Source organism: Paenibacillus qinlingensis (genome assembly GCF_031455095.1).
GTDB lineage: Bacteria > Bacillota > Bacilli > Paenibacillales > NBRC-103111 > Paenibacillus_E > Paenibacillus_E qinlingensis_A.
Genome location: NZ_JAVDSB010000004.1, coordinates 225,569 through 250,080 on the forward strand (window position 1 = coordinate 225,569; position 24,512 = coordinate 250,080).

18 protein-coding genes and 1 riboswitch are annotated in these 24,512 nt (G+C 46.3%); of the genes, 6 read left to right on the forward strand and 12 right to left on the reverse strand.

Features of this window, described 5'->3' with window-relative positions; translation table 11 throughout:
• Positions 1-24: 24 nt before the first annotated feature.
• The 6 genes from J2736_RS14365 to J2736_RS14390 all read right to left on the reverse strand — a co-directional run bounded on the left by J2736_RS14365 (position 25) and on the right by J2736_RS14390 (position 14,131).
• Positions 25-3,837, reverse strand: a complete 3,813-nt coding sequence (locus J2736_RS14365) for a beta-galactosidase trimerization domain-containing protein (RefSeq protein WP_310499285.1) — start codon at positions 3,835-3,837, stop codon at positions 25-27.
• Positions 3,838-3,923: 86 nt separating this feature from the next.
• Positions 3,924-5,099, reverse strand: coding sequence for a GNAT family N-acetyltransferase (locus J2736_RS14370; protein WP_310499286.1), 1,176 nt, complete (start codon positions 5,097-5,099; stop codon positions 3,924-3,926).
• 178 nt (positions 5,100-5,277) lie between these two features.
• Positions 5,278-6,897 (reverse strand): extracellular solute-binding protein, encoded by a 1,620-nt coding sequence (locus J2736_RS14375; RefSeq protein ID WP_310499287.1) that lies wholly within the window; start codon positions 6,895-6,897, stop codon positions 5,278-5,280.
• A 67-nt stretch (positions 6,898-6,964) separates the two neighbouring features.
• The gene (locus J2736_RS14380; RefSeq protein WP_310499288.1) at positions 6,965-7,843 is read right to left on the reverse strand and encodes a carbohydrate ABC transporter permease; all 879 of its coding nucleotides are present in this window, start codon (positions 7,841-7,843) and stop codon (positions 6,965-6,967) included.
• A 28-nt stretch (positions 7,844-7,871) separates the two neighbouring features.
• On the reverse strand, positions 7,872-8,831 hold the full coding sequence (locus J2736_RS14385; RefSeq protein WP_310499289.1) for an ABC transporter permease: 960 nt from the start codon (positions 8,829-8,831) through the stop codon (positions 7,872-7,874).
• A gap of 347 nt (positions 8,832-9,178) precedes the next feature.
• Complete coding sequence (locus J2736_RS14390; RefSeq protein ID WP_310499290.1) at positions 9,179-14,131, reverse strand: Ig-like domain-containing protein; 4,953 nt, start codon at positions 14,129-14,131, stop codon at positions 9,179-9,181.
• A gap of 215 nt (positions 14,132-14,346) precedes the next feature.
• Between J2736_RS14390 and J2736_RS14395 the strand changes: the two genes are divergently transcribed.
• The gene (locus J2736_RS14395) at positions 14,347-15,189 is read left to right on the forward strand and encodes an AraC family transcriptional regulator (protein ID WP_310499291.1); all 843 of its coding nucleotides are present in this window, start codon (positions 14,347-14,349) and stop codon (positions 15,187-15,189) included.
• 91 nt (positions 15,190-15,280) lie between these two features.
• On the opposite strand, the gene J2736_RS14400 is transcribed toward J2736_RS14395, so the two are convergent.
• Positions 15,281-15,652, reverse strand: a complete 372-nt coding sequence (locus tag J2736_RS14400; RefSeq protein WP_310499292.1) for an iron chaperone — start codon at positions 15,650-15,652, stop codon at positions 15,281-15,283.
• 179 nt (positions 15,653-15,831) lie between these two features.
• Between J2736_RS14400 and J2736_RS14405 the strand changes: the two genes are divergently transcribed.
• The 4 genes from J2736_RS14405 (at position 15,832) to J2736_RS14420 (ending at position 17,935) form a co-directional block, all read left to right on the forward strand.
• Positions 15,832-16,320: a MerR family transcriptional regulator gene (locus tag J2736_RS14405; protein WP_310499293.1), complete on the forward strand. Its 489-nt coding sequence runs from the start codon at positions 15,832-15,834 to the stop codon at positions 16,318-16,320.
• A 14-nt stretch (positions 16,321-16,334) separates the two neighbouring features.
• The gene (locus tag J2736_RS14410; protein WP_310499294.1) at positions 16,335-16,775 is read left to right on the forward strand and encodes an SRPBCC family protein; all 441 of its coding nucleotides are present in this window, start codon (positions 16,335-16,337) and stop codon (positions 16,773-16,775) included.
• Positions 16,776-16,892: 117 nt separating this feature from the next.
• Positions 16,893-17,225 carry a nuclear transport factor 2 family protein gene (locus J2736_RS14415; RefSeq protein WP_310499295.1) on the forward strand — a complete coding sequence of 111 codons (333 nt, stop codon included), beginning with the start codon at positions 16,893-16,895 and terminating at the stop codon, positions 17,223-17,225.
• 17 nt (positions 17,226-17,242) lie between these two features.
• The gene (locus J2736_RS14420; RefSeq protein WP_310499296.1) at positions 17,243-17,935 is read left to right on the forward strand and encodes a Dph6-related ATP pyrophosphatase; all 693 of its coding nucleotides are present in this window, start codon (positions 17,243-17,245) and stop codon (positions 17,933-17,935) included.
• Positions 17,936-17,988: 53 nt separating this feature from the next.
• On the opposite strand, the gene J2736_RS14425 is transcribed toward J2736_RS14420, so the two are convergent.
• From J2736_RS14425 to J2736_RS14445, 5 genes are all read right to left on the reverse strand, one after another.
• Positions 17,989-18,804 carry an SDR family oxidoreductase gene (locus J2736_RS14425; protein WP_310499297.1) on the reverse strand — a complete coding sequence of 272 codons (816 nt, stop codon included), beginning with the start codon at positions 18,802-18,804 and terminating at the stop codon, positions 17,989-17,991.
• A 132-nt stretch (positions 18,805-18,936) separates the two neighbouring features.
• Entirely contained in the window at positions 18,937-19,158 is a 222-nt protein-coding gene (locus tag J2736_RS14430; RefSeq protein WP_310499298.1) for a hypothetical protein, read from the reverse strand.
• A 1-nt stretch (position 19,159) separates the two neighbouring features.
• Positions 19,160-20,344 (reverse strand): Ger(x)C family spore germination protein, encoded by a 1,185-nt coding sequence (locus J2736_RS14435; protein WP_310499299.1) that lies wholly within the window; start codon positions 20,342-20,344, stop codon positions 19,160-19,162.
• Positions 20,345-20,348: 4 nt separating this feature from the next.
• Positions 20,349-21,446 carry a GerAB/ArcD/ProY family transporter gene (locus tag J2736_RS14440; RefSeq protein ID WP_310499300.1) on the reverse strand — a complete coding sequence of 366 codons (1,098 nt, stop codon included), beginning with the start codon at positions 21,444-21,446 and terminating at the stop codon, positions 20,349-20,351.
• Between the two features lie 21 nt (positions 21,447-21,467).
• Positions 21,468-23,069 (reverse strand): spore germination protein, encoded by a 1,602-nt coding sequence (locus J2736_RS14445; protein WP_310499301.1) that lies wholly within the window; start codon positions 23,067-23,069, stop codon positions 21,468-21,470.
• A gap of 279 nt (positions 23,070-23,348) precedes the next feature.
• Positions 23,349-23,516: riboswitch (cyclic di-AMP (ydaO/yuaA leader) on the forward strand.
• 106 nt (positions 23,517-23,622) lie between these two features.
• Here J2736_RS14445 and J2736_RS14450 point away from each other — a divergent pair.
• Positions 23,623-24,507: an ABC transporter ATP-binding protein gene (locus J2736_RS14450; RefSeq protein ID WP_310499302.1), complete on the forward strand. Its 885-nt coding sequence runs from the start codon at positions 23,623-23,625 to the stop codon at positions 24,505-24,507.
• Positions 24,508-24,512: the final 5 nt, after the last annotated feature.

Sequence of the window (24,512 nt, forward strand, 5' to 3'; positions counted from 1 at the left end):
TGCGCATGTGCAACACCCACCATCTTACACAACTTCAAATTCCCTTATCTCACTGATCCCCGTGGCAACATCTTTGGCGACGACTTGCCAAGTCCCTGTCTTTTCGTTAAGCGGCATCGTGTACGTTACCTTAACCCCATCTGCTCTCATGATTAAGTTGTCGGCATACATCCAAGCGAATTGACCATCGGGATCGTAAAATGACAAACTACATACGCTGGTGTAACTACTTTCAGGCTTTGCCGATTCGATCTTTAGCGATAGTTGGATTTCTTCGCCTCTAGGGCAAGCAGCTGCCATGTCGAGTGTGATGCGTTCCTTCATTGTTGGAAGTATCGCCAATAACGCTGTTTCACCTGGCAGCAGGGTCATCTCTACCTTATTCGTGAAGCCTACATACAACTTCTTGCGAATATCGTAGACATGAGAGGCTGCAGCCAGAGCAAAAAAGACCTGCTCCGCGGTTTCGCTATCATGGGTATCTCCGCCCAGCATGACACCGTCATGACCCACCTTGCCCGTATCCATAGGATTCCGCAAAACCCCTACGTATTTGGCTTCTCCATCGCTGTAATAGAACGATTCATAGCCACAGTCCAGGTCACGGCCTCCCGACGTTTGTAACGAGGCAAACTTCTCTACATGCGACAGAGCGAATATTTTCTTTAGCATATCCCGTAGCTGCTCACCATTGGACTTTAATCTGATTTCAGCGTATGGATTCAAGGCAAAATTCAAGTACACGGCTTTTCCGTTTCCGTACTCGTGAACCGTAACCTGTGCAATGCGGCGCATAAAGTCATCGACGAAAGCCGCTTTGCTAGTCTGTGCTCGAATCCCGCTTTCCGCGATGGCAGCCCCGATGCCGTTAGCGATTTCTCCTTTTACCTTAACGCTTGGCGTATGTCTGAAATAAGGAAAATCTTCCATGACAGCGCATGAACTATTACTGAAAAACGGCAGCACTTCCGTTGTTAAGCGTTCAATTCCGAACACACCATCCAGCTTGCCTGAATCGTATAATTTACAATGTTCATCCATAATTCCAGTCTGGAAATCGCCAATAATCGTACCGCCCGATTGTACAAATCGCTCAATTGCACTTGCTTCCTTATCACTAAAAGCGATGGAATATGGCAAAATCAACAGTTTATAGCCGTTGTTAATTAACGCTTCTTCTTCGATCTGCGGCGTTGCCAGCATTTGATACTGGTAGCCCATATCTTCAAGCAGCTGAATCCATCCGCTTCGATTTTGTTCAAACCGCTGATGATCCCCCCGCATGTAACTCCCGTGTACAGCATTCATGGAGTAATGCAGCGCTATGCCCAAATGATCCCTTTTGGCTGTATACAGCAACAGCTTCCCGATCCCTTCTCTGCGGATTTCTTTGATATTTCTACCAAAATCCCTAGCAGACTGACTATACGTCAGATCCGGGTTTAAAATGGACTGATCATGAAACAAACTAAGCAGCGTCATACCGTGAAACATCGCGTTCCATACAGCATGGTTAACAACGGTCCCTTTGTTCCCATAGCCATGCCATACGCCTATCGCGGTATCTGGTTTGGCAAACGAGCGATGCATCTCCATTTGATGTCCGACGGAATAGGCTTCTACATAACCGACATGCTGGTGAAGCTGATAGTAGTCATACCCTGAGTATGTGGTAGAGGCTTGGCATCCCGACAATCGGGTTACCCCTTCCGGATCAACCTCTTGGATATATGCACTAATTTTTTGGTAGGCGCCAGCAAAGCTCATCTCCATGAATCGGCGGTGATCTCCCCACGAGCCATAATGCCCAGTTTTCCGAGCTTCTTCGTACGTATAGGGCTCTATATCGCTCCAACTGTGGAACGTAGTGCCCCATATCGAGTTGAGTGCTTCCAGATCGGCATATTCACTTTGGAGCCATTTCTGCATATCCCCCATACAGTGGGTACAAAAACATAAATCCTGCTCGTCCGTGTAACAAGTGATAGAGCCTTCGTCATTGGCAAAATAGGATATTGGCCGCATCGCCTTGCTTGACGATACATTCCGGTGAACTTTCTCGCGAATTTCTGACCAAAAACCCGGATCGTTAAAGCAAGGCTTCCGATGAAGATGGCGTTTATCCTTCGTTCGCAAATACGCCTCCTTCCGCTCGGTATAGGCATGTCGGTTATACCAGTAGACGCCCATACCTTCCACCCCGGAAAGCGCTGAGAGCTTATTGCTGCCGGGAAATAATCCCGTTATTCCCATCTCACGAAAGCGATCGCCAACCAACTTGGTGAAATCGCCAATCCCACGGTTCGAAGGAACTAAGAACGTCTCGAAATCGCTAATCTTGCGATCCTGCGCAGGAACAATAATACGCTGAACTTGTTTATCGACGAGGTGACCGTTTTGTCGCAACTCAGCTTCAAGCTGTACGTAAAGTGAGGGCATTTGCGGCACGCCCATTTCGAAGGAAACGGATTGATTCCCCGCCACAACCTCCATCTGTTGTGCATGAACGTATCCGAAATAATCAACCAGTTTCAGCAAGATCTCTCCTTGCCCATTCGTCAGGCTGACGACGCCAGTCAACCGTTCACCGGGGTTCGCCAGTTCCTGATCGACAGATAACGCTTTAATAGAAGAAGTCTTGGGGTAATGAAGCACCTTCGTAGACCAATCCAGTACTTTGCCTCCCCGTACAAGATGTAATTCCACTCTGTACTGCCCGCCTAGTCTTAGTGAAACAGGCAGTGGAAACGACGTTAAGTCGTGCGTCTCTCCTTTGCATACGATATGATCAAATGCATTCTTGATGCTGTATTGAAGCACGCAGCCTTCCGACTGATCGGTTAACTTAATCAGTAAACAATCGGTGGCAGCTGTCGAACCGTCCGGTGTCGCAGATCCTCCAGCGATGGCTAGAGAGGGCGCAGCAACGTAGGAGACATCTTCAAAGGAACAGTCTGGCTCTTTGCCAGCAGCCCAGATGATACTTCGGCCAATCATGCCGTACACATATTCCTGGAACTGAAAGCTGAGCCCAGAATGCCCGCCTTTCCATTTATCCAAATTGGAGTCAAAGCAATTGCTAGTCGCAAACTCCCGATGCTGAGGTAGGACATCACCTGGATAATACCCAAATGCCACGACGCGTCCTTGCCCATAAGTTTTCACAGCGGCAACGGGCAGCCCAGATTCCGAAGCAATGATTACTTCCCCCTGCGCTTCATACGGGTAAATCGCAAGCTTATCGAACGGAAACAGCTCCAGTGGAATCCCATTCGTAATGTAATGATTAGAAGCCGTCCATGGCTCACTTTTTAACTGCTCATGTGCAATTTTGGGATATCCCTTATGATTCAAACCCTCTTCAACTAGGGAACGTATTGGGGAAAGCAATTCCAGCTCCTCTGACTTCTCCAGACCATCTCCATGATATGGTTTAATCAGCACTAGGCCGGCGCCCTGTTCCACTCTGCGCAGTATCGCTGCTCGCGTTCTAGCCGTGAAATACCCCCAACCGTTCAGACCAGGAATAACCAGGGTATCAAAATGAAGATCCGAATCCATTACCTTTTCGAGATTATCGTACATGACACTAAAGTCCCATTGTGCGCCACGAATGTCGTAGTAATCGCCTAATCCCCATTTGTTTAAATCCCACATTTTATCTACGGTAACCGTTTCGAAATCGACATCTATCCGTTGTACCAGCTCAATCATTTCCCTGCCGTGCAGGACACTAGGCAGGAGCAGCACCCTAAGTGTACCTTTGGCATAGGGCTTCGCCCACACGGGATGATCCGTCTCTATCTCGGTAGAATACGTGATATCATATTTTTTCATATCCATAACCCCCATTCTATTCGCTTATGAACCCCAGCCATTCCTGATAAACCTCTGTCGCTATTGGACATCTTGCTCTCCTCCATCTAGAACATATCCATAAAAAAGGGGACTTTATGCGGTATTACCTTGTGGAGTGTATCTATATCCATCGACTCACCAACAAGTCGACCCATCTTATGAAGATCAACCGGAAGGATATACCCAATCATCATCGAGGATAATGTCTGGATGCTGCAGGTTAAGGCATAATCTGAAGGCGTACCCTCTGGCATCTGGATAACCGATGCTTCGCCTTCTCCGTTTACTGTAACTTCGAACAGCCCCGTATTCCAAGTTGCGTGTTCGTCCTGAATGTGGAGTCGGAATTGGTGCGAATGGCCCGTCGCTAGGAACGGGTACTGTTGCAAGAATGCTGCTACATCCACGATTCGGATCATGTAACAGGCATTGATCTCTGTACGAATCGCAGGTTCCTCCAGGACGAACGAGAATCTGTCATCTGTGGGGGCAATGAACGTAAATTCGTCGACCATTGGCGCATGGTTGGCGATAAACCGCCATAATCCGTTGCGGGATTGGTCATCCACATAGACGAGCTCATGAAGATCAAACAATCGCTCTTTGATCGTATAGAGCACGTAACCTTTCGGAGTTCCTGCTTCATCGTAATAAATCGCCAAATGGCCCAGCCGCTTGCGGAAAATGGAGGAATGCCACCACGCCTCATCGCGCTGCAGCATGCCGTTAAAGTTTCGGGCAAAGGTATCGTAAATCGACTGGAGCTCTGCCAAATTGTGCGAGCTGCCGCGCCGTACTTTTCCCTTAACCTCCCCGATTCTAGGCGCCAAATGAGCTTGGAACCGGTACCTTTTAATTTCACAAAAGTGGCTCCAGCCGTATTTGTCATAGAAACGGAAAGAAAACGGGTTGAGCACAGATACCGTAGTTCCTCTTTCTCGCATCAGGCGCAGGCTCTGATTCATCAGGTTACCAACCATGCCTTGACGGCGATATTCCGGCCATGTTGCTACGCTTGCCACCCCGCACATGGCATACGATCGGTTGTGAATGATTATTTCTAATGGCAGCAATGTGAGTTTGGCGGCAAGTTGCTCTTCGTCAAAAAATCCCAACGATTCTTGGATACTCATCTGTGCCAACCGATCCGCCCTCTGTTCAGGAGTGAATTGCAGCTTGAAAGCAAATTCGGTCAGCGCCAGGCATTGCTCCATATCAGTTGCTACAAGTTTACGAATCATGTCAATGCCCCTTCTTCAAATCCGGATATTGATCTCATTTTATAGCAATTTTTCATTACATTCTGCACTTCAATTGCTTAGATCCACGTCATATTCTACATATATTGCTTTCTCGCAATCGGTGAAAAAAGAAGAAGGACGAACTTCATTTACGAAGTCCGTCCTCCCCTTGGCGAGCTTATTTAAACTCAGGCACTACCTTACCTTTGACCATTTCATCATTAACTTCCTTGATCATTTGTGTCCCGCCGTCTGCTAAAAACTCAGCTACAATTTTATCCCAATCGTCGAAAGAGCGCTGACCATAGATCATTTTGGTCACTTCCGCGTTAAACTTCGCAACATTGGTCCAAAACTTCGCATTAAACGTTTCGGATGCAACACGGTTAACGGGATTAATAAATACTTTGGTATCCTTATGCATCTGTTCTAGGGATGTAACCGCCATTTTTTGCAGCGGGTCCGTTACGGCAGCCGCTTTGGTCACTTCATTGGCCTCATCGCTCGGTGCCCAGAATCGATCTTCCAAGTATTCAATCGGAGATAGACCTTTCCCCCATTCCGATAAGATCTTGCCGTCAACGACTTTGTATCCAACATCCTTACCGCCTAGCAGCCAATCGTAATCTTTATTGTCAGCATTTCGCTTCTCAACAGGGATAAACGTACGGAAGTATTCCAGCATGCTCAGGATACGACGGACTTTCGCCGGGTCATCCTTCAATTTGGCGTTCAGTACGAACCTTCCGGACCAGCCTGGTTGACCCAAGTAAGATTGGGAACCGTCTGGTGCTTTGAAAGGTGGAATCGCCGCCAGTTCAGCTGTTGGAAACAGTCCCCTCATCGTCGTAAACGAGGCAGGACCAACATCGTATGGCTGTGATAAATAGATACCGGCTTTACCTGCGAAGAATTGCTTCTTGGCTTCGGCTGAGTTCGTGACTGCCCAATCGGTAAAAATGGCTCCCGATTTGTATACATCACCAATCCACTTCGAGAGTTCCTTATTCGTATCGCTAATTACGCCTGGAATGTACAAACCATCTTTATTTTTATGATACCAAGCATCCGGCTTCCAATACGCCCCCATGCCCAAATCAGGGGAAGGGCCTGGCGACTGCATCATGATGCCAAACGTGTCGTTCTTGCCGTTGCCGTCAGGATCCTTGGTCGTAAAAGCAATCGCAACCTGCTTTAACTCTTCATAGGTAGTCGGCATTTTCAAATTCAGTTTATCCAGCCAATCTTTCCGAATAATCGGCGTAGCGCCGTACTGTACCGGGAAATACCGGGGAATACTGTAGATTTTACCGTTAATCCGCATCGCGTCCCACACGTAATCCGGCACTATTTGCATAGAAGGATAATCTTTAATGAAGTCATCCAGTGGAAGAAATGCCCCCTGTTTGGCCAATTGCCCATAATTGTTTAAATTCGGCCCATCCCAGTTCAAAATGTCAGGCATGTCACCGGCAGCCAACGTTGTATTGATTTTGGTCGTAGCATCTGTCCGCGGAAAGAGAGTTACTTTGTAATCCACATTGAATTTCTCATTAATTAACTTGACGGCAGCGCCGTCATTCGGTGGAACAACACCTGACATGCCAGACATAAAAGTAATTGTAAGCTTCTTGGACTTATCATCTACAGGTGCTGCTGATGCTGTCGCTTGTGGTGTGCCTGTTACTGACGGCGAATTGGTTGCATCCGCAGTCTTCGGAGCTTGCGTGTTGGAACAGGCGCTGATCACTAACGTACTGACAGCAACTGTAAGGCTTAGCCATTTTTTCACGACCATTTTCTGACCCCTCCATTATCATTGTGGACAACGTTTCGAAGCAGACTCCCTACTCTTCCTACATGTACTACCCCTTCACAGATCCCAGCAACACCCCTTTGGTAAAATGCTTTTGAAGAAACGGATAAACGAGCAGAATTGGCAGCGTTGCTACTAGAATTGCAGCCATCCCTACTTGCTCCTCAGGTACGGAATACTTTAAGGAGAAAGAATCCGTGTTATTTAGCGTAGATGCGGTCTCTCCAAGCACGACGAGTTGCCGTAGAACCGCTTGTATCGGCCATTTTGCTTGATCGTTTATATACAAAATGGCAGAAAAGTAAGAATTCCAGTGAGCAACCGCATAGAACAAGCCGAATGCCGCTAATGCAGGCTTGGATAAAGGGATAATAATTCGAGTAAACATTTGCATTTCGTTAGCTCCGTCGATGAGGGCGGCTTCATTTAATTCAGTTGGAATTTCAGAGAAAAATTGCCGCATGACAATTAAATTGAAGGAACTAATCGCCGTCGGCAGTATGACCGCCCAGAAAGAATTCAACAATCCTGTCGCCTTCACGATGAGGTAGGTCGGGATTAACCCCGCGCTAAACATTAACGTGAACAGGACGAGAAACAAGATCTGTTTCTGACCGAACGCGTTGCGCGTTAACCCGTAAGCCATTGTCGCTGTCAAAATCAGATTCACCAAGGAACCGAATACCGTGATATACACGGTAACAAACAATGAATGTACGAATTGGGAGGAATGAAAGATGAGTCGATACGAGTCCAAGACCCACGTTCGCGGGAAAATGTAAAAGTCGCGGGTCATATACTCCATGTTCGTCGAAAACGATACGGCCATAATATATAAAAACGGGATCATGGTAGATAACGCAACGAGAACGAGAATGCCTCCATTTGCTACATCAAACAGCCGAGAACCTATCTTCCTTTTGATCAAAATAAGCTCCTCCGATCGTTTCCAACACTTAAAAAATGCCTTGCCCTCCCAGTTTCTTGACGAGCTTATTCACCAGAAGTAAGAGGATGAAACCAACAATCGATTTGAACAACCCTACGGCTGCTGCAAAACTGAATTCGGACCCTTGAATCCCTTTAAAGTACACGTAAGTATCCAGTACATTACCAACTTCCATTGTGAACGCATTTAACATCAGGAATATTTGCTCGAATCCGGAATCCAACACATTCCCCATACGAAGAATGAGTAGGAGGATGACGGTTGTGCGAATGCCAGGCAGCGTAATGTGCCAAATTTGCCGAAACCGATTAGCTCCATCTACAATAGCTGCTTCATAGAGCTGAGGATTAATGCCCGCAATGGCTGCCAAAAATAGAATGGTGCTCCAACCGCCTTCTTTCCAAATCCCTTCGAGCACAATTAACGGCATGAACCAGGAGGGTTCGGTTAAAAAAGAAATGCCTTTCATATGAAAAACGTCGATGATGAGTTTATTTACGATTCCCTCACTCTTAAGAAAGAGGGTGACTAGACCGATGACAATAACCCAGGAGAAAAAATGAGGTAGATAAACGATGGACTGAAGAACTCGTTTGAAAGGCTCGTATTTGATTTCATTCAGCATTAAGGCAAGAAGAATAGGCACTGGAAACGCAATTAGAATCTGGAGAAAGGTTAGAAAGAGGGTATTCCATAGAACTCGCAGCACTTCCTTATCATTAAACATGACAATAAAATGTTTGAATCCGACCCACTCGCTTCCCCAAAAGCCTGTAAAGACACTGTAATCTTGAAAAGCAATCAGTAAGCCGAACATGGGAATATATTTGTAAATAACAAAGTACAGTAGGCCCGGAAGCACTAGAAAGTGGATGAATCGCTCTCGCCAAAGACGAGCAAAAAATGTAGATTTGGTCTTACGTATCACTCGCTGACTGCTTTCCTGAGCACGAAGCTCTGCAGACATGATGATCTCCCCTTCCTATGTATCCGCCTCTGCCAACGGCTGCTTGCCCTTATTGTAATTCAAAATAGGAAGACATTCATTACAATTACGCCATTTCCTTGACTCTTGTCTTAGTATACTGCAATAAATAACGAATCTCTTTACAATAATTGCTTACCTTCATATTATCTCAACATATTTTGCTAGCTTGACGAAACGCCGCTAGGAAGAATACCCCAGTGTTAAAGGGTTCTGCTGCGCGTCTTCCACGAAAAGTAGGAGCTAAGCGTAAAAGACCACTTAGCTCCTCAGTTTTTATGGAAAGTGATCTTTTCAACCTTTTGGACAGCCTCTTCTTACGTGTACTATTACTGGTACGTAATGCTTAATTCTGGTCGATTGCTTTCTGTCGCATGCTCAGACGTGTAGATTTTCGGGATTTTGCCAGGCTCTACGGTGTAGAGGACAAGGCCGTGATTCGAGGACGGGTTATCCAGCCACCCTTGAACCACCACGGGATCCAGTTCAACCGTTTTGACGTAAGCGCCCGAAGCTGGAAAGCCCGTGATTAAGAACGATTTACCACTGATCAGATCGGTCCCCATTCCCCGTGCTCCTGGCGTCTGCCAGGCTGTGCCGGTTATGCGGTTCGCCCATGTAGCTGTCGTCGCTCCCCACTCACTGTTCAAATAGTAGCCTTGTATCGAATAATTGTTGCAGAAAGCGCAATTGATCGTAAGCTTCACAGACGCCGAAGTGACCGTCTTGCCGACAGGCAGGCTAATGCCGTCGAAACGCAGCAACCCTTCGATTTCATAGGCACCCGTTGTTAAATCGGTCTTATTGTAGATCGACATTTCTGTCCCCGTATAGGAAGAAGGACCGCCGGAAGATCGAATCGTGATGTTTTTGGTTCCTGTGTAGCCGTTCACACCTGTACGATAGGTGTCTGTCACAGGTACGCTTGCATCTGGTTCAAACGTAATGGATAACGCTGGACGGTAGCTCGCCGTCGTATTCTCGGAGCTATTAAACTTGGTTGTTGTACCCGTCAGATTAGATACGTAGAGCAGCAGCCCCTGGTTCTGAGCAGGATTATCCAGCCACGATTGTACGACAGTAGGATCGAGGTCAACCTCCTTGATTTGCGCCCCAGCGGTTAACGGAATCTGAAAGGATTTGCCCGTTATGAAATCCGTTCCATCGCCTCTTCCACCTGGAACCGCCCAATTCAACAAAGTATCCCGCTTATTCCAAGTTAACTGTGCGGAATCATAATTCCAAGCATTCTGGAGATAACGCCCTTCTACGGTAACTCCGGCCACATTCGGCGTCATTCGCAGTGTTACCTTAGCGGAAGATACCTTTGTTCCGAGCGGAATGGCGATCTGGTCGAAGCGGAGTAATCCACTCATTTGATACGGCGATGCTTGCTGCATTTGATTGTACATATTAACATCTACTGCCGTCTTGCTCGCTGCTATCGTACCGCTCGACTGACTGCTTAAACTAACATCCTTCGTAAAGTTGTAGCCATTAACCCCCTGCTGGAAGGTGACGGTTCCTGAACCTCCGCTGTTGTTAGACACAGCTGCTATTACACCTGTAGATGTAGTTACTAGACCAGCTAGGTCTGTTGCTTTTGCACTGAATGTGCGGTTCCCATCCAACACACCCATTGTGTTGTAGACCATCGTATAAGGGGCTACTGTGATTGGCTGACCGACTGGTTGACCGTCAACCAGGAATTGGACCGAAGACAGACCGTAATTGTCCGAAGCACTGGCCGTCAACACGGTAAAGCCGCTCAAGCCTGCTCCACCAGACGGAGCCGTCATGGCTACCGTCGGTGACGTCGTGTCCGGATAGAACGTTATACTGACAGGTGCAGATGTTGTCGTGTTACCAGCCGCATCTCGGGCGGTTGCTGTTAAGGAATGGCTGCCTGCGGAAATCATTCCGCTTGTAAGCGTCATTTTGAAAGGTGCAACCGTATCTTCACTACCGACCTGATTGCCGTCCACATAAAATTTCACGCCCGCCACACCGATATTATCACTCGCCACGGTGCCGAAATGGAAGGAACTTGCGTAAATCGTCTGTCCGATTTGCGGTGCAGTCACGACCACTTGCGGTGCTATCGAATCGTTAACACTTACTTGAACCACAGCGGAAGTTGTCATGCGATTTGACGTATCGCGTGCTTTCGCTGTTATAGCATGACTGCCCGGTGCAAGCCCGGATGTGTTAAACGCGAATTCAAACGGCGAAGTGGTATCTTCCTGGTTAACCGGCTTGCCATCTACATAGAAAGTAACACCCGCAACTCTGACATTGTCTGCTGCATTAGCGGCCAGCGCAATCGTTCCAGTGGCAGTTGAACCTGTCGTTGGCGATGTGATCGATACCGTCGGCGACACTGTATCCGCCTGCCCACCGCCGCTTACAATGGCTGCTACAGCTGATGCAACGGCCAAGTTGCCCGCCGTATCTAAGGCTTCCGCTGTAAACAAATGGTTGCCATTGCTTAGTACAGAAGCGTCATAGGATACCGCATACGGTGCAGCTGTATCGGGATTGCCTGCCGGTAAGCCGTCAACTAGGAATTGCACACTGGCCACGGCTCCGCTATCCGCCACATTGGCGGATAAATGGATCACACCGCCTACGGTCCCGCCACTTGGCGAAGTCATCGTGACCGTAGGCGGCGTAATGTCGCCGGAACCGCCGGTGACGTTCCCCACTAACAATCCACCGATATCTCCGATTACGTTCAACGTATCCAAGCTCGCTGCAACTGGCGTGCTGCGGAACGCGATATTCGTCGCAATGGTTTGTTCCGATGAAGCAGGTGGCGTGACATAGGCACTGTATGTTTTGGCAGGTACATTGACAACCAACCGCACGTGATACGGCTGATTGGCCGTATACGTAATTGGCGTTCCAGGGCCAACGTAAGTCTGATTATCGCGCGCTTCAATCTTACCTACAGTACCGAAACGCACAACTGCAGCAAGATTAGACCATGAACCTGCAGCTGAGCCAAGGGAGAAGCCAACGCCGCCGTCAACAGATGAAGCTAACGGGACGGCATCCATTTCCACGGTAAAGGTACCCGTCTGATTGCCTAGCGGATAGGTTTTGAACTGACCGCTAAGCGTTGCCGCTTTATAATTGGTCAGACCCGTCGTATCAACAACCCGAATTTGCTTTGCCGCCTCCGTAAATTTCCCGTTCGTATCCGTTGCTTTCGCACTGACGCTATACGTGCCTGCTGGGACACTTGACCATGAATAGCTATAGGGCGGAGACGTTTTTTCCCCAAGCTTAGTTGCACCGTTAAAGAATTCCACTTTTGTAAGGGGGGCATCTCCAGGCTTTGCAGAGGCTTCGATGCCTACCGTTGCCGGTGCAGCTATTACCTGACCGTTGGATAAATTCGTTATGGACACTTCCGGTGGAAGCGCCAGATTGACACCAAGCTGATTGGCTAACCAGGACATGCTGGCTCCGTTCTTATGTTCCCAAGCCCACTTCCTCCAAGGGGTGAGACGAAAAGCTGTTGCGCCACTAGCAGGTGCAGCGGGTCGAATCCAATAATTGTTGCCGATATCGTAACCATAATATAAATCGGCGAACAACTGGGTCATCGCACTGTTAGGAGTACCGCCGGTCAATTGATTGAAATATTCGGCCCATAAAACGCCCGTACCGACATTTAAATTATGCTCAATGGTAGAACCGCCATGCGGATTGCCAGCACTTCCTCTGTATCCGCTGACGGAATCCGTCGTACCATCGTATTTCATCATATAGTCCGGATAGGCAAGCGCTCCTGCATACGTATCATACATGTGGTATGGATCGGTTTTCACCGTGGTATTCAAGAAGTTACCCACACGTTTAATAAAACCAGCGATGTTCGTATCTTCCGTAAACGCATAAGCACGAATCATGGATTGCTGTACCAGTACCGTCATCCAAGAAGAGGCTACGAGATCCGTCGACACCCCATCGCCATGCTGACTTCCGTAATGATACAAACCGCCGTCGATCCGACTTCCGGGCAATACCCCGCCTGCCCCATTCTGATGCCAGATGAAATCAGCGGATTGGGATAAGACGTTATTCTTGTACGTAGAGCTGCCAAACACCTCGTAGGCGATAAGATTGGACAATAAACGAAAGGCTGTATGTCTTTCTGTCCAAGTAACTAGCGATGGGCCCCAACGCGTATCCTCATCATTTTGTTCATGCGCATTGACGATCCATTCGATGGGATTCAGCACGTCATTCTCGCCGGTCAGCCAGTAGTCGTACGCAAAAGGTTCGTTATACGAGTACATCGCGCTGTTGCCGCCTGCGCCTGAACCAGGGCTCGTTACCTTCAGCTTGAACAATCCGATGGCCTTCGTAGGGGTTGTCGTATTATCGTAAATTTGATTCTTATAAAATTGGGTACTCCTCACAGCTTCCCGCAGCGCTTTAAAGGAACCGCTCCGGAAATACAGGTCGAACATCGTAGAAGATCGGTCGTATAGCCACGTTTCAGACGGAGTACCCGATTGCTTATACGGATTAAGGTTGCCTGAGGCGACCAGGGGGTCGTCTTCATTGATACTCGTATAGAAATTATTTTTGAACGCATAATCCGCCTCTTCAAAACCGTTCCAATGCTCCGTCGCGTCCATCGACCACGGGTCATCTCTCGTGTCTGAGATACTGGGATCTATAGGTGTCATGCGCAGTGGATTCAATACGCCACTCGACAGCACATCTCTAGGCAGCACCACATACACATCAGGTTCAACTACGTTATCAGCAAGAGAAAAAGACCCTGTTGCGACTTGATGCCATGCCGTTTTCGGATCTTCAAATGCGTTTATGTTTTGAGTTCGTGCCGTTGTGCCCCATTCTACCGTAATCGATTCATAATTCGGATAGCTGACACTAAAAGCCGTATGGATTTGGATGCGTGCAACACGTACGGAAGCTCCGTCTATTGAAGGATTGGTTATGTGTCTCCATGGGGTCTGCATCTCGACGAACGCGGGAATTTCTACGCCTGCTTTGAGCACACGAACTTTGGACAAATTAGCAGGTGTGACGGAGCCTCGTGTAAAAGGAATGCCAAACGTTACCAATGTCGAGACACCCGTCTCTACATTCTCAGTCGGATACAGCTTAAGTGTCATGGAGCCCGTCGTTGATGTGGAGGTAAAAAAGGATTGCACAGCCGCCTGGCTTACACCGGGGTAAGCAGGGATGAGGATTGCAACTAACAAGAACATAGCCAACCACTTGTTAAAAAGCAATTTCATAACTTCCCTCTCCTTTCCATATTCAAACCGTCCTTGTCATTCGATTCCGACCTGAAGTCACCCTCCCTTTTATTAAAATCATAATATAAACCCACTTGCTTTTCGCAACATCCATTGCGGGACTCTCAACGTATTTTGCCCGATTATTTCCTCGGCAGCTATCGCGAACCCAAACATTTACATGCTACAATACCTTTATAGGGGGGATGTCGACTTTGGCGAAATTGGATGTGGAATTCGGATTCTTGGAGAATGATATTTTAGTTCAACGTGCTCAAAAAACGGGCAGCTTTGAAAATTATCCCTATCACAATCATGAAACCTATGAAATGTACTATTTATTATCAGGGGAACGCGGTTACTTCATTAAGGACCGATCCTACTACATTGAAAAGGGCAATCTCATTCTCATCGATCGCAACGACATTCACAAATCCCTAGATCACAAAAATAATTTCAGAGAAGGCATTATTATTGCATTTAACCGCCCATTTCTAGATGCTCATTTCGATTTGAGCAGTTCCATCCTGGAGGTATTTAAAGACACGAAGCTTTGTCAATTTACAGCATCAGAGCAAAGTTTTGTCGAAGATTTACTAGCCAAGATGCTGCGTGAATTCACCAAGAAGGAATTCGGCTATTTGGAATACATGAAGGTGACGCTTCTGGAGCTTTTACTCTGGTTGAAGCGAAGAAATGACAAGGCCCAAAAAGTAGCGCCTAAACATGTCACACCGATGCATGAAAAAATTTCGGACATCGTCAAATATATTAATCTTAACTATATGGAAAATCTGACATTGAAATTGATATCTAAGAATTTCTACATCAGCCCCTTCCATCTAAGCCGCGTATTTAAAGATGTAACCGGATTCACATTCGTGGAATACATCCATAGTGTTCGAACCCTGGAGTCTCAGAAACTGTTGCGCGATTCCGATACCAGTGTCACGGACATTGCCCAAATGGTCGGTTTCGACAGTTCCACCCATTTTGGACGTGTGTTCAAAGATCAAACCGGATACTCGCCGACCAAATACAGAGCATTATTTAAGTGATCTTCATTCGGTGAAATAAAAAAGAGGTGCCCGGCCACATACATGGTTTGGGGACCTCCTTCAGTTGCTTTCTGTATCGTATTATCCCGTGCTATTTCCGCCAGAAAGTCGAACAATCCGCTTTATCCTCGATATTAAACGCGATTATTTTCTCAAGCAATTCATAATCTACCGGGCTATTCCACTTCATACGGATTAGTTCTTTCGTGTGATCATAGCCAGCCCCCACAATATCTTCAGCGAAACGCTGCATGCCTGCCTTTTCAGGAGCAACGGCCAGATGCTGCTTCGATACACTGAAGCCAATAATGAACGTATCGTGATCCGTAAACATCGGCTGATTCCAGGCAATTTTCTGCTTTAACGTTGGAAATTGCTCCGCTACCCAAGTTAAAACTTCTTCCGTCCGTTCTCGATGCTGAGGATTATCAATACGCTCTATAAACTCCGTAAAAGTTTCCATGCAGCTTCCTCCCCTACATTAATTAGTTAACTTTACTATTAACATGCGATATTGTTTTTAGACTTCCATCATACAAATAAATGACAAAAAAATCTCGTACATACTTGAACCTTACGTTACGTCATGAATTATAGTATAGTTACCGGTAAACAGCTAGCGCAATCAAAAAGGAGATGATTATGAAGCAGCTTTGGAAAGTGGGAGAACTTGCTAAACTCACGGGACTCACAATACGTACATTACGGTTTTACGATCAAATTAGCTTGTTCTCCCCCTCGGCGCATTCCGATTCGGGACACAGGCTATACAGTGAAGCGGATCTTTCGCGGCTGCAGCAAATTTTATCGCTGAAAGAGCTAGGCTTATCGCTGGATGAAGTGAAATCCGTACTAACCGGCGAACACTTCAGTCCATTGGAAATTGTATCGTTGCAAATGGCTCGTCTGAAAGAAAATATTCAGATACAGCAGAATTTGCTGAGCGAGTTGTCATACGTATCAAATCTCATGCAGTTGAAACAACCGGTGACGGTTGATGATTTTACAACATTGTTGGACATGATGAAAAAGAGTCATGAAAAATTTATTATCGAACGTCGAATGACATGGGAACGCCGGCTGGATCTGCTTGGCGACCTTGTTGATGGACATTCCGACGATGCCAATTAAGGGAGCTGACTTTCATGAGTGAACGATTTGCCGTACATAACACATTTGTCATCGAACGTATATATAAAGCTTCACCAGCGCGAGTGTTTGCCTCTTGGGCCGATGCCCAATTGAAAGCGCAATGGTTTTCCACACCAGATACGTTCGATTTCCGTGTTGGTGGTGAGGAAAAAAGTCAAGGTGGTCCCCCTGACGGACCCGTATTTACTTACGATGCTCGCTATCATGACATTGTCCCGAACGAACGTATCGTATATAGTTATACGCTGGATATGGACGAGAAGCGGATGTCGACATCCGTCACAACCGTGGAGTTCAAGTCAGAGGCTGCGGGTACGAAGCTGATTTTCACGGAGCAAGGCGTCTTCTTGGATGGTCACGACACACCAGCTCAGCGTGAACACGGTACCACTATCATGTTGGACATGCTTGGCAAGCAGTTGGACGATAACTAAACTGATTTACCTGCCGGCCGCAAGGCCGGTTATTTCACTTTTCCATTTGCTTAAATAACAAGCTTATGAGTAATATGAATAAATAATATACGAACTATCGTTAATGGAGGAAATACGATGACAGATTCAGTTGTACAAAGACAGTTGCAAGCCTATAACGACAAAAATATTGACCTGTTCATGGGATGCTATAGCGAAGATGTGAAAATATATGATTTTCCGGATACCCTCACCATGGAAGGACAAGCGGCGATGAGAGCGCGCTATCAAAAATTGTTTGAAACCTTCCCCAACATGCATGCAACGGTGGATAAACGAATTCATCATGGCAAATATGTCATCGATCATGAGGAAATCACGGGACGATTAGAAGGCGGCGCCGTGCTAGAAGCTGTTGCCATGTATGAAATAAAGGATGATATCATTATGAAGGTTTGGTTTCTTAGATAAAAAGGGGAATGATCGGAATGACGACAGTGACGAATTGGAAAAATGGTGCCGAAGGGCGCAAGTTTATCGCTTCTTTTAGCGGTGGCAAGGACAGCATGTTAGCTCTTTATCAGGCAATGAAGGTCGGCGAAGCCATGGGACTCATCGTTATGCTCGAGGAAGAAGGGAAACGATCCAGATCCCATGGCATGCCTCCTGAGGTTATTTTTGCCCAAGCTGACTCTATTGGATTACCCGTATTTACGGCGGCTGCCAGTTGGGCTGATTACGAAAAAGTGTTTATTGGGCTATTGGAGAATGCCAAGCAGCAAGGAGCCGAAGTGTTAGTAACCGGAGACTTGGACATGACAGCTCATGGCTGTTGGCAAGACGAAGTGTCGGCAAAAGCTGGATTACAGCTGGGAATGCCTCTCTGGCAAATGGATCATCGCGAAACTGTGGAAACGTTCATAAATACGGGATTTATTTCCATTATTGTGACAGTTAACTTATCCTTAAATATGCGTGAAGACGATCTAGGACGCATACTAACCCCTGCCTATGTCCAAGAACTTGTCGATCGGGGGATTGATCCCTGTGGAGAAGGCGGCGAATTTCATACCACCGTCATCGATGGTCCCCTTTTCAAATATCCCATTCCCATTCGTAAATGTGACATGATAAGAAACGGTGAATATGCCTTTTTACCATTGGAGCTGGAACCCCAATAAAAAAATCTCCTGTGATCATGATCACGGGAGATTTTGTGCTTCAACTGAAAGGATTAGAGCAGCGATTCCGCGCCATCGATGAAAAGTTCCGTGCCCGTGATATGGCTAGAAGCATCTGAGGCAAGAAAAGCGACGAGATGGGCTACCTGCTCGGGTTGCCCAGGCGCGTGTTCCAACGGCTGACTCCCCTCTGGATACTTGACGGGAATTTTTATTTTTTCGAGCTCCGGCGTCGGCTGTGTATTCTCTCCGATATTGGTCTTGATGGACCCCGGGCAGATCACGTTGACGCGGATTCGGTACTGGGCCAATTCTAAGGCAGCCATTTTGGCAAATGCCACTTGGCCCGCTTTGGACGAGCTATAAGCCGACATCCCAAAATTGGAGAACGCGCGACTTCCGTTAATGGAACTCGTGATGACGATGCTGCCTCCGTTTTCTCTCATATTAGGAATCGCATGTTTCACACAAAGGAACGTCCCCTTTAGATTGACAGAAAGCGTACGATCCCAATCCTCTGGCTCCATGTCTTCGATCGGCGCCAAAACACCGTTGATACCGGCATTGGCAAAGACCATATCCAACTGTCCCCAGGTCTTGGCTACCTGCTCGAAAGCCTGTGCAACTCGGCCCGGATCGGAAACGTCGATGTCGACAGTAATCGCCTGGCCACCTGCTGATGCTATCTCTTGCTTCGTCTCCTCTAACCGCTCATCTTTCAAATCAGCAAGGCATACTTTCATCCCTTGCCTCGCCAGCAGCACAGCGGTTGCACGTCCGATACCGGATCCTGCGCCTGTAATTAAGGCAACCTTGTCCTTCAAGTCTGGCAATATCATCAATGCTTTGTGTGATGTCTGTATCGTCATGAAGTATCACTCCTTATCTGTATTGGCAGTTAGCATGAAATTGAAATCCCATTATTTGGTTTACCCAATCAGGGGGAGAAACATGTGCCCCCCACTAATCAATAAACCTTTCAGCCATCTTTCAAACAATACCTACAAGCCTATCAGTTCAGAGAATGGCTTGAAGACTAAGCTAATCAACGTAGTTGGACCTGGTGAATGGGGCAGATCCAACATAGATAGCCCCCATACAAGAAGGAGCATAATAATGAATGTGGCTTTTTCTTGTTTCGTTTTTTGCTTTAGCTTCGGCCATTGAAACACAGTAATCAGTAACACACTTAATGTGACATAACTGAAAAAATAGCCATTCATATTATTCCACCTCTTCTGGCACGCCTCCCGGTGCGTTAACAAGCCCCGTTCTGAGAATGTTAGCTTGGACATCTATCCTTACCTCAACTTTTGGGAATAACGCCTCCCAATTATCCTTCACTTGCGCCCATTGCTTGGGATATTTCCTGTGAAATACCTTAGCAAAGTTGAACACATCCACCTTTAATTGATCTTGAACCACTTGAAGTGCCAACTTGATACGGTCCTTCACGACACGTTCAAATTCCTTGTTCATACTGTTAATGACTTCTGGCTTCATCGGATCCATGTGCGTGCTGTTCTGCACGATGGTACCTTCCGTACGGACTTGAATCGTCATGATCCATGTATCACCATCAATGTTAGGAATTAATTTAATATCCGCAGTAACGGGATTTAAAGATATGACGCTATCCTTTTCATCCATAGTAAAAGTAATCGTGTAATGTTTTATTTTATTTATGATCCACAGTAAGCCCCGCGTTTCCTTTTCCGATATTTCCCCAACCATCTTGTCTTTTTTGAAAATAGCAGTGCCCATGATGTAGGGAATGGTCTGAAACGGTGCTGACGATTTGGCCAGCGGCAGAATATGGACGAAGGGAAGCGCGGCCGATTGCGAATCACTCTTTAACATCATGCTCATTTGTTCCATGGTCACTTTGATACCAATCTGCAACTCAGTTAACTTGCGAATAACTTCCGCCGAAGTGCGTTCGATGGGAGGAAATAATTCAAGTGCATCCGCCGCTTTTCCATCGCTGACAAGCAAATAGGCATGCTCTCTAGGGTTAGGATGTCTAATCAGAAAGTCAAAATGATCATGGATACCCGCTTCCGCCAAAGATTTGCTGAAAATAAACACTTTGCATTGTCCCCAAAAAAGCTTCCTAGGCACGACTCGCTGGAGCTTGGACAAGGCATCTGACATATTGAGTCCTTTGCCAGTCCGTATGACCGTGTGCCTAGCCGCTCCATTGCTGCCGCCGCTTGCTCCGCTTACGCCAGCGCCGTCTTGGCTCTGTGGAACAAGAATTTGAGCCGTCACTTGAATTTGGTTATCCTCGGTTTGGTCCAAAGCCAAGGCAGAAATCAACGCTAAATCATTGAGCTCCGTACGGTCCCAGCAACCTGCAAGCACACAAATAGATAAGAGTAATAGGCATATCTTCCATCCTATTTTCATCTGTCTACGTTCCTTTACTCGTCGTTATCCTTTTGCGAACAACAGCCACTACAAGCAAAAGCGACGGAATGAGTACAAAGAAAAAGGAGACGTAGAACGGATTTACAATTTTCAAAAATACGCTTAAATGCGAAAAACTCTCAATATCCCAAAAACTAAAAACGAGAATACACAGACCCAACGGAAAGACATAAGGACGGTAATCGGAAAGCTTTAAACTTTGTGAGATGGAAAGTACAGCAACATAATAAAATATACTAATTTTAATGAAATTCCCGACGACCCACATGGCCAATAGCAGAGATTCCAAGTTCTCGAAGAAATTAGCCACGCTGATGTAACGAATCGCGATTAAGACAGGATATATTTTATTATCCGTATCGGGACCAAATAAAAATAAGGAAACCAAGTCGACATAGATCATGGTTACAACCACGATTGAAAGTGAGATCACACTCCATTTCCTTGATTTGCTCAAATCGCTTAAGTACGGTAGGAAATAGGATATTAGAAAAAACTCACTAAACCAAGCCTGTGGTGCTGCCGTTCCCTTCAACACTGGTACAATGCCCTTTTCCAAAATAGGAAGAATGTTCTTGATGTCCATGTTGGGAATAAGCAGCACAAAGATGCACAAGGGTAAAATAAAGACAGGTGTAAAAATCACAGCACTTCGCGCAAGCATTTCCACACCACCTCGTACAGCGAAAGCCGCAAGCAGAATGATGGCGTAAATGATCATAAGAAGCGGTGTTTTGAATAGAAAACAGGCCTTAACAAAATCAGCATATTGCCGAGCGATCTGACCTGCCCCGTGCAGATTGAGAAGTACGTAGAAAAAACTTAAGATCAATCCAGGAATTCTCCCGATAATGTGTGTGCTGTATTGGCTGATCGTCTGCTTCGGAAATAACTCATGCAGCTTAATCGCAACAAATATGGCAATGAACCCGCTCGCGGAGGCGAGGAGTGGTGTCATCCAAAGATCATTATGTGCGTAATGCGATGTTATCGTCGGCAGAGCCAAAAAGCCAGTTGCTAACACAGTCGGATACATCATAATTCCTAACTGAAAGGAGGATATCTGCCCCTTCTCCAGCATGTAGATTCACCACTCTTTCCATTACGTTTCACTATCCTGCTTAGGACTTGGTTTCTGCCCAGGCGCCTGCCGAATCTCGTTGTAATCCTGCCCTGTAAAGTGTGGGCGTTTATCCATCATCCACCATGGAGCCCGAATCAAAATATCTTTCATTTCACTCAGCTTTGGAGATGTGAGGGAAGACAAATAGGGAACGCCAAAAGAGCGCAAACTGCACATATGAAGCACGATGGCAATGAGCCCCATCATAATCCCCAGAAGCCCCAGCGTGCCGGCAAGAAATATCAACGGAAAGCGCAGCATACGAATGGCAATTCCGGAGACGTAGCGCGGAACCAAAAAGGAAGCGATGCCCGTAATCGCAACCACGATGACCATCGGAGCAGAAACCAGACCAGCTTGAACGGCCGCTTGTCCTATGACGAGTGCTCCGACGATGCTGACGGCTGCGCCGACTTGCTTCGGCAATCGTACGCCCGCTTCACGAAGCGCTTCAAAGGTAACTTCCATCAACATCGCTTCAACGAGCGCTGGGAAAGGTACGGCTTCACGCGCGCTAGCCATGCTGATCAATAAAGAGCCTGGCACCATCTCCTGGTGAAACGTAAGCAGCGCTACATACACGGATGGCAGCAAGAGTGAAATCAGGATAAAACCATAACGAAGCCAGCGAATTAAAGTAGAGATGACAAAGCGCTGATAATAATCTTCCGCTGATTGAAACAAGGAAAAAATGCTAATGGGAGCAATTAAAACAAAGGGCGTTCCCTCAATTAGTATGGCGAATCTCCCCTCCAGCAGATTGCCACAAGTCACATCGGGGCGTTCTGTACTAAGCAGCTGAGGAAAAGGAGAGTAAGGCGCATCCTCAATCAATTCCTCGATATAGCCACTCTCTAGGATCCCGTCTATCCGAATGCGTTGTAGTCGATTCCTGACTTCGACCAATAGCGATTCATCCACAAGTCCTTCTATATAAGCAAGGACAACATTTGTCTGCGTGTACTCCCCCATTTTCATCGCTTCCATTTTGAGCTTAGGACTCTTAATAATTCGACGTATTTGAGAGGTCGTGATTCGTAAGGTTTCGGTAAAGCCTTCCCTCGGTCCCCTGATACCCACTTCAGCGACAGGTTCTTCTATGCCGCGCTTCTCCCATTTGCATAATCCCAAAGCAAGCCCTTTCGCTTCCTTGTCACACAGGAGAATCGGATTTCCGTTGGAGATATAATCGACACATTGCTTAAACGTATGTACTTCAGAGACTTCAGAGACGGAAATTCTTCGCTCAACGAACTGCCAAACCTCATGATTCTGCTCAGAATCCTCCCGGATCAGTGGTGCAATGACATATTCATCTACAGCTAGGGCATCCGATAAACCTTCTATATACACTAAAATGGCTTTAATTCTTCCACCAATTCGGACAGATCGAAAAACCACGTCTGAGCAATTATGGTAAATCGAGCGTAGCATTTCTTCATTTTGCTCTAAATCTCTATACAGTTTATGCTGATCTGCTTCGATCTCAGATGGTTGCGGATTCTGACTTTGATTGTGAACTGTTGGATGTTTTCTACTTAACTTTTTGATTAGCTTGCTGACCAAATCGCGTTCACTCATTGGGATATTCCCCTTCAACCACGTTCGTTACTTGTAGCGTGCACTACTATTTCCTTTTTTATGAAAATATCTCGCAGTTTTTACCATCTGGTCATAGGAAAGTCTTTGATATCCCTCTAAAAAGAAGTCACGTTGTAGAATTCGTTAGAAATGAGTAGGCCATCTCATGAAATCGACTGCCTTTCGGCTAGAGGGTCAAAAAACCGAAAATATCGGGTAAGTTTGCATTTTACAATCCACATGGATCGGCGTATGATTCACTTAACAAATGAATATTTCCAATATTAAACACTTAATTCCCATCTTGGGAAACGGGGGAACCAATCGAAGCCATTTCAAGTGACACTTGGCTTCACGGGGTGAATCCTGGACTGTAACAAGTCTAGGTAGGACGCTCTCAAGTCCGAATCCGACAGCTAACCTCGTAAGTGCTTTGAGAGAGAACCACACCCTTACCTTCTTTCATTGAAGAAGTCCGAGAGTAGAGTTTCTCTACGCCTTTGGGCTTCTTTTTGCTATGTTCACTATCAACTAAATCGGGGAGGCCCACCAGATGAGCGTAATCGAAATTAATAATCTGACGAAGACCTATGGGAACGCAAGAGGGATATCCAACGTTAGCTTTACGATTGAGGAAGGGGAAATTTTCGGTTTTATCGGACCCAATGGTGCTGGGAAATCAACAACCATTCGAACGTTACTGTCTCTCATTTATCCAACAAGCGGTACTGCTCGTATCTTTGGAAAAGACAGCGTCAAGTTCGCCCCTGAGATTCGGCAAGAGATCGGTTATTTGCCATCCGAAGTGTTTTATTATGACAACATGAAAGTAATTGATCTGTTAAAGTACTCTGCAAGCTTCTACAAAAAAGACTGTTCCAAGAAAATGAAAGAATTAATTGAGATCATGGATCTGGATGTCACGAAGAAAATCGAGGATTTGTCTTTAGGTAATAAAAAGAAAGTGGGCATTGTTCAGGGACTGCTCCATGAACCAAAGCTCATTATTCTTGATGAACCAACGAGTGGTCTTGATCCGCTCATGCAGCAAAAGTTTTTTGATTTGCTCGAAGAGCAAAATAAGAAAGGGGCTACGATATTATTTTCGTCCCACATCTTAAGTGAAGTTCAGCGGTTGTGTGATCGCGTGGCGATTATTAAAGAAGGAAAGATTGTTGCCGTCGAGAAAATTAGCACGCTAAAAGAAAACAATTACAAGAAATTTAAGATCGATTCTGCCTATATCTTGGACACGAATTACTTCCAAATGCCTGGCGTCAATCATATTGAAGTGAAGGGGCATTCCACCAGTTTCTTATTTAAAGGCGATATTAATCATGTGATGAGACGAATTGCTGACATTGACATCGAGAATCTTTGGATCGAGGAACCGGATCTTGAGGAGATCTTCATGCATTACTACGAAAAGGAGGCCTAATCGGA

Bases quoted from the DNA above. Each gene is read 5' to 3' on its own strand.
- J2736_RS14450 (WP_310499302.1), top strand. From the start codon at position 23,623: ATGAGCGTAATCGAAATTAATAATCTGACGAAGACCTATGGGAACGCA.
- J2736_RS14365 (WP_310499285.1), bottom strand. From the start codon at position 3,837: ATGAAAAAATATGATATCACGTATTCTACCGAGATAGAGACGGATCAT.
- J2736_RS14445 (WP_310499301.1), bottom strand. From the start codon at position 23,069: ATGAGTGAACGCGATTTGGTCAGCAAGCTAATCAAAAAGTTAAGTAGA.
- J2736_RS14440 (WP_310499300.1), bottom strand. From the start codon at position 21,446: ATGCTGGAGAAGGGGCAGATATCCTCCTTTCAGTTAGGAATTATGATG.
- J2736_RS14370 (WP_310499286.1), bottom strand. From the start codon at position 5,099: ATGATTCGTAAACTTGTAGCAACTGATATGGAGCAATGCCTGGCGCTG.
- J2736_RS14385 (WP_310499289.1), bottom strand. From the start codon at position 8,831: ATGTCTGCAGAGCTTCGTGCTCAGGAAAGCAGTCAGCGAGTGATACGT.
- J2736_RS14420 (WP_310499296.1), top strand. From the start codon at position 17,243: ATGACGACAGTGACGAATTGGAAAAATGGTGCCGAAGGGCGCAAGTTT.
- J2736_RS14415 (WP_310499295.1), top strand. From the start codon at position 16,893: ATGACAGATTCAGTTGTACAAAGACAGTTGCAAGCCTATAACGACAAA.
- J2736_RS14375 (WP_310499287.1), bottom strand. From the start codon at position 6,897: ATGGTCGTGAAAAAATGGCTAAGCCTTACAGTTGCTGTCAGTACGTTA.
- J2736_RS14390 (WP_310499290.1), bottom strand. From the start codon at position 14,131: ATGAAATTGCTTTTTAACAAGTGGTTGGCTATGTTCTTGTTAGTTGCA.
- J2736_RS14425 (WP_310499297.1), bottom strand. From the start codon at position 18,804: ATGACGATACAGACATCACACAAAGCATTGATGATATTGCCAGACTTG.
- J2736_RS14435 (WP_310499299.1), bottom strand. From the start codon at position 20,344: ATGAAAATAGGATGGAAGATATGCCTATTACTCTTATCTATTTGTGTG.
- J2736_RS14405 (WP_310499293.1), top strand. From the start codon at position 15,832: ATGAAGCAGCTTTGGAAAGTGGGAGAACTTGCTAAACTCACGGGACTC.
- J2736_RS14410 (WP_310499294.1), top strand. From the start codon at position 16,335: ATGAGTGAACGATTTGCCGTACATAACACATTTGTCATCGAACGTATA.
- J2736_RS14400 (WP_310499292.1), bottom strand. From the start codon at position 15,652: ATGGAAACTTTTACGGAGTTTATAGAGCGTATTGATAATCCTCAGCAT.
- J2736_RS14430 (WP_310499298.1), bottom strand. From the start codon at position 19,158: ATGAATGGCTATTTTTTCAGTTATGTCACATTAAGTGTGTTACTGATT.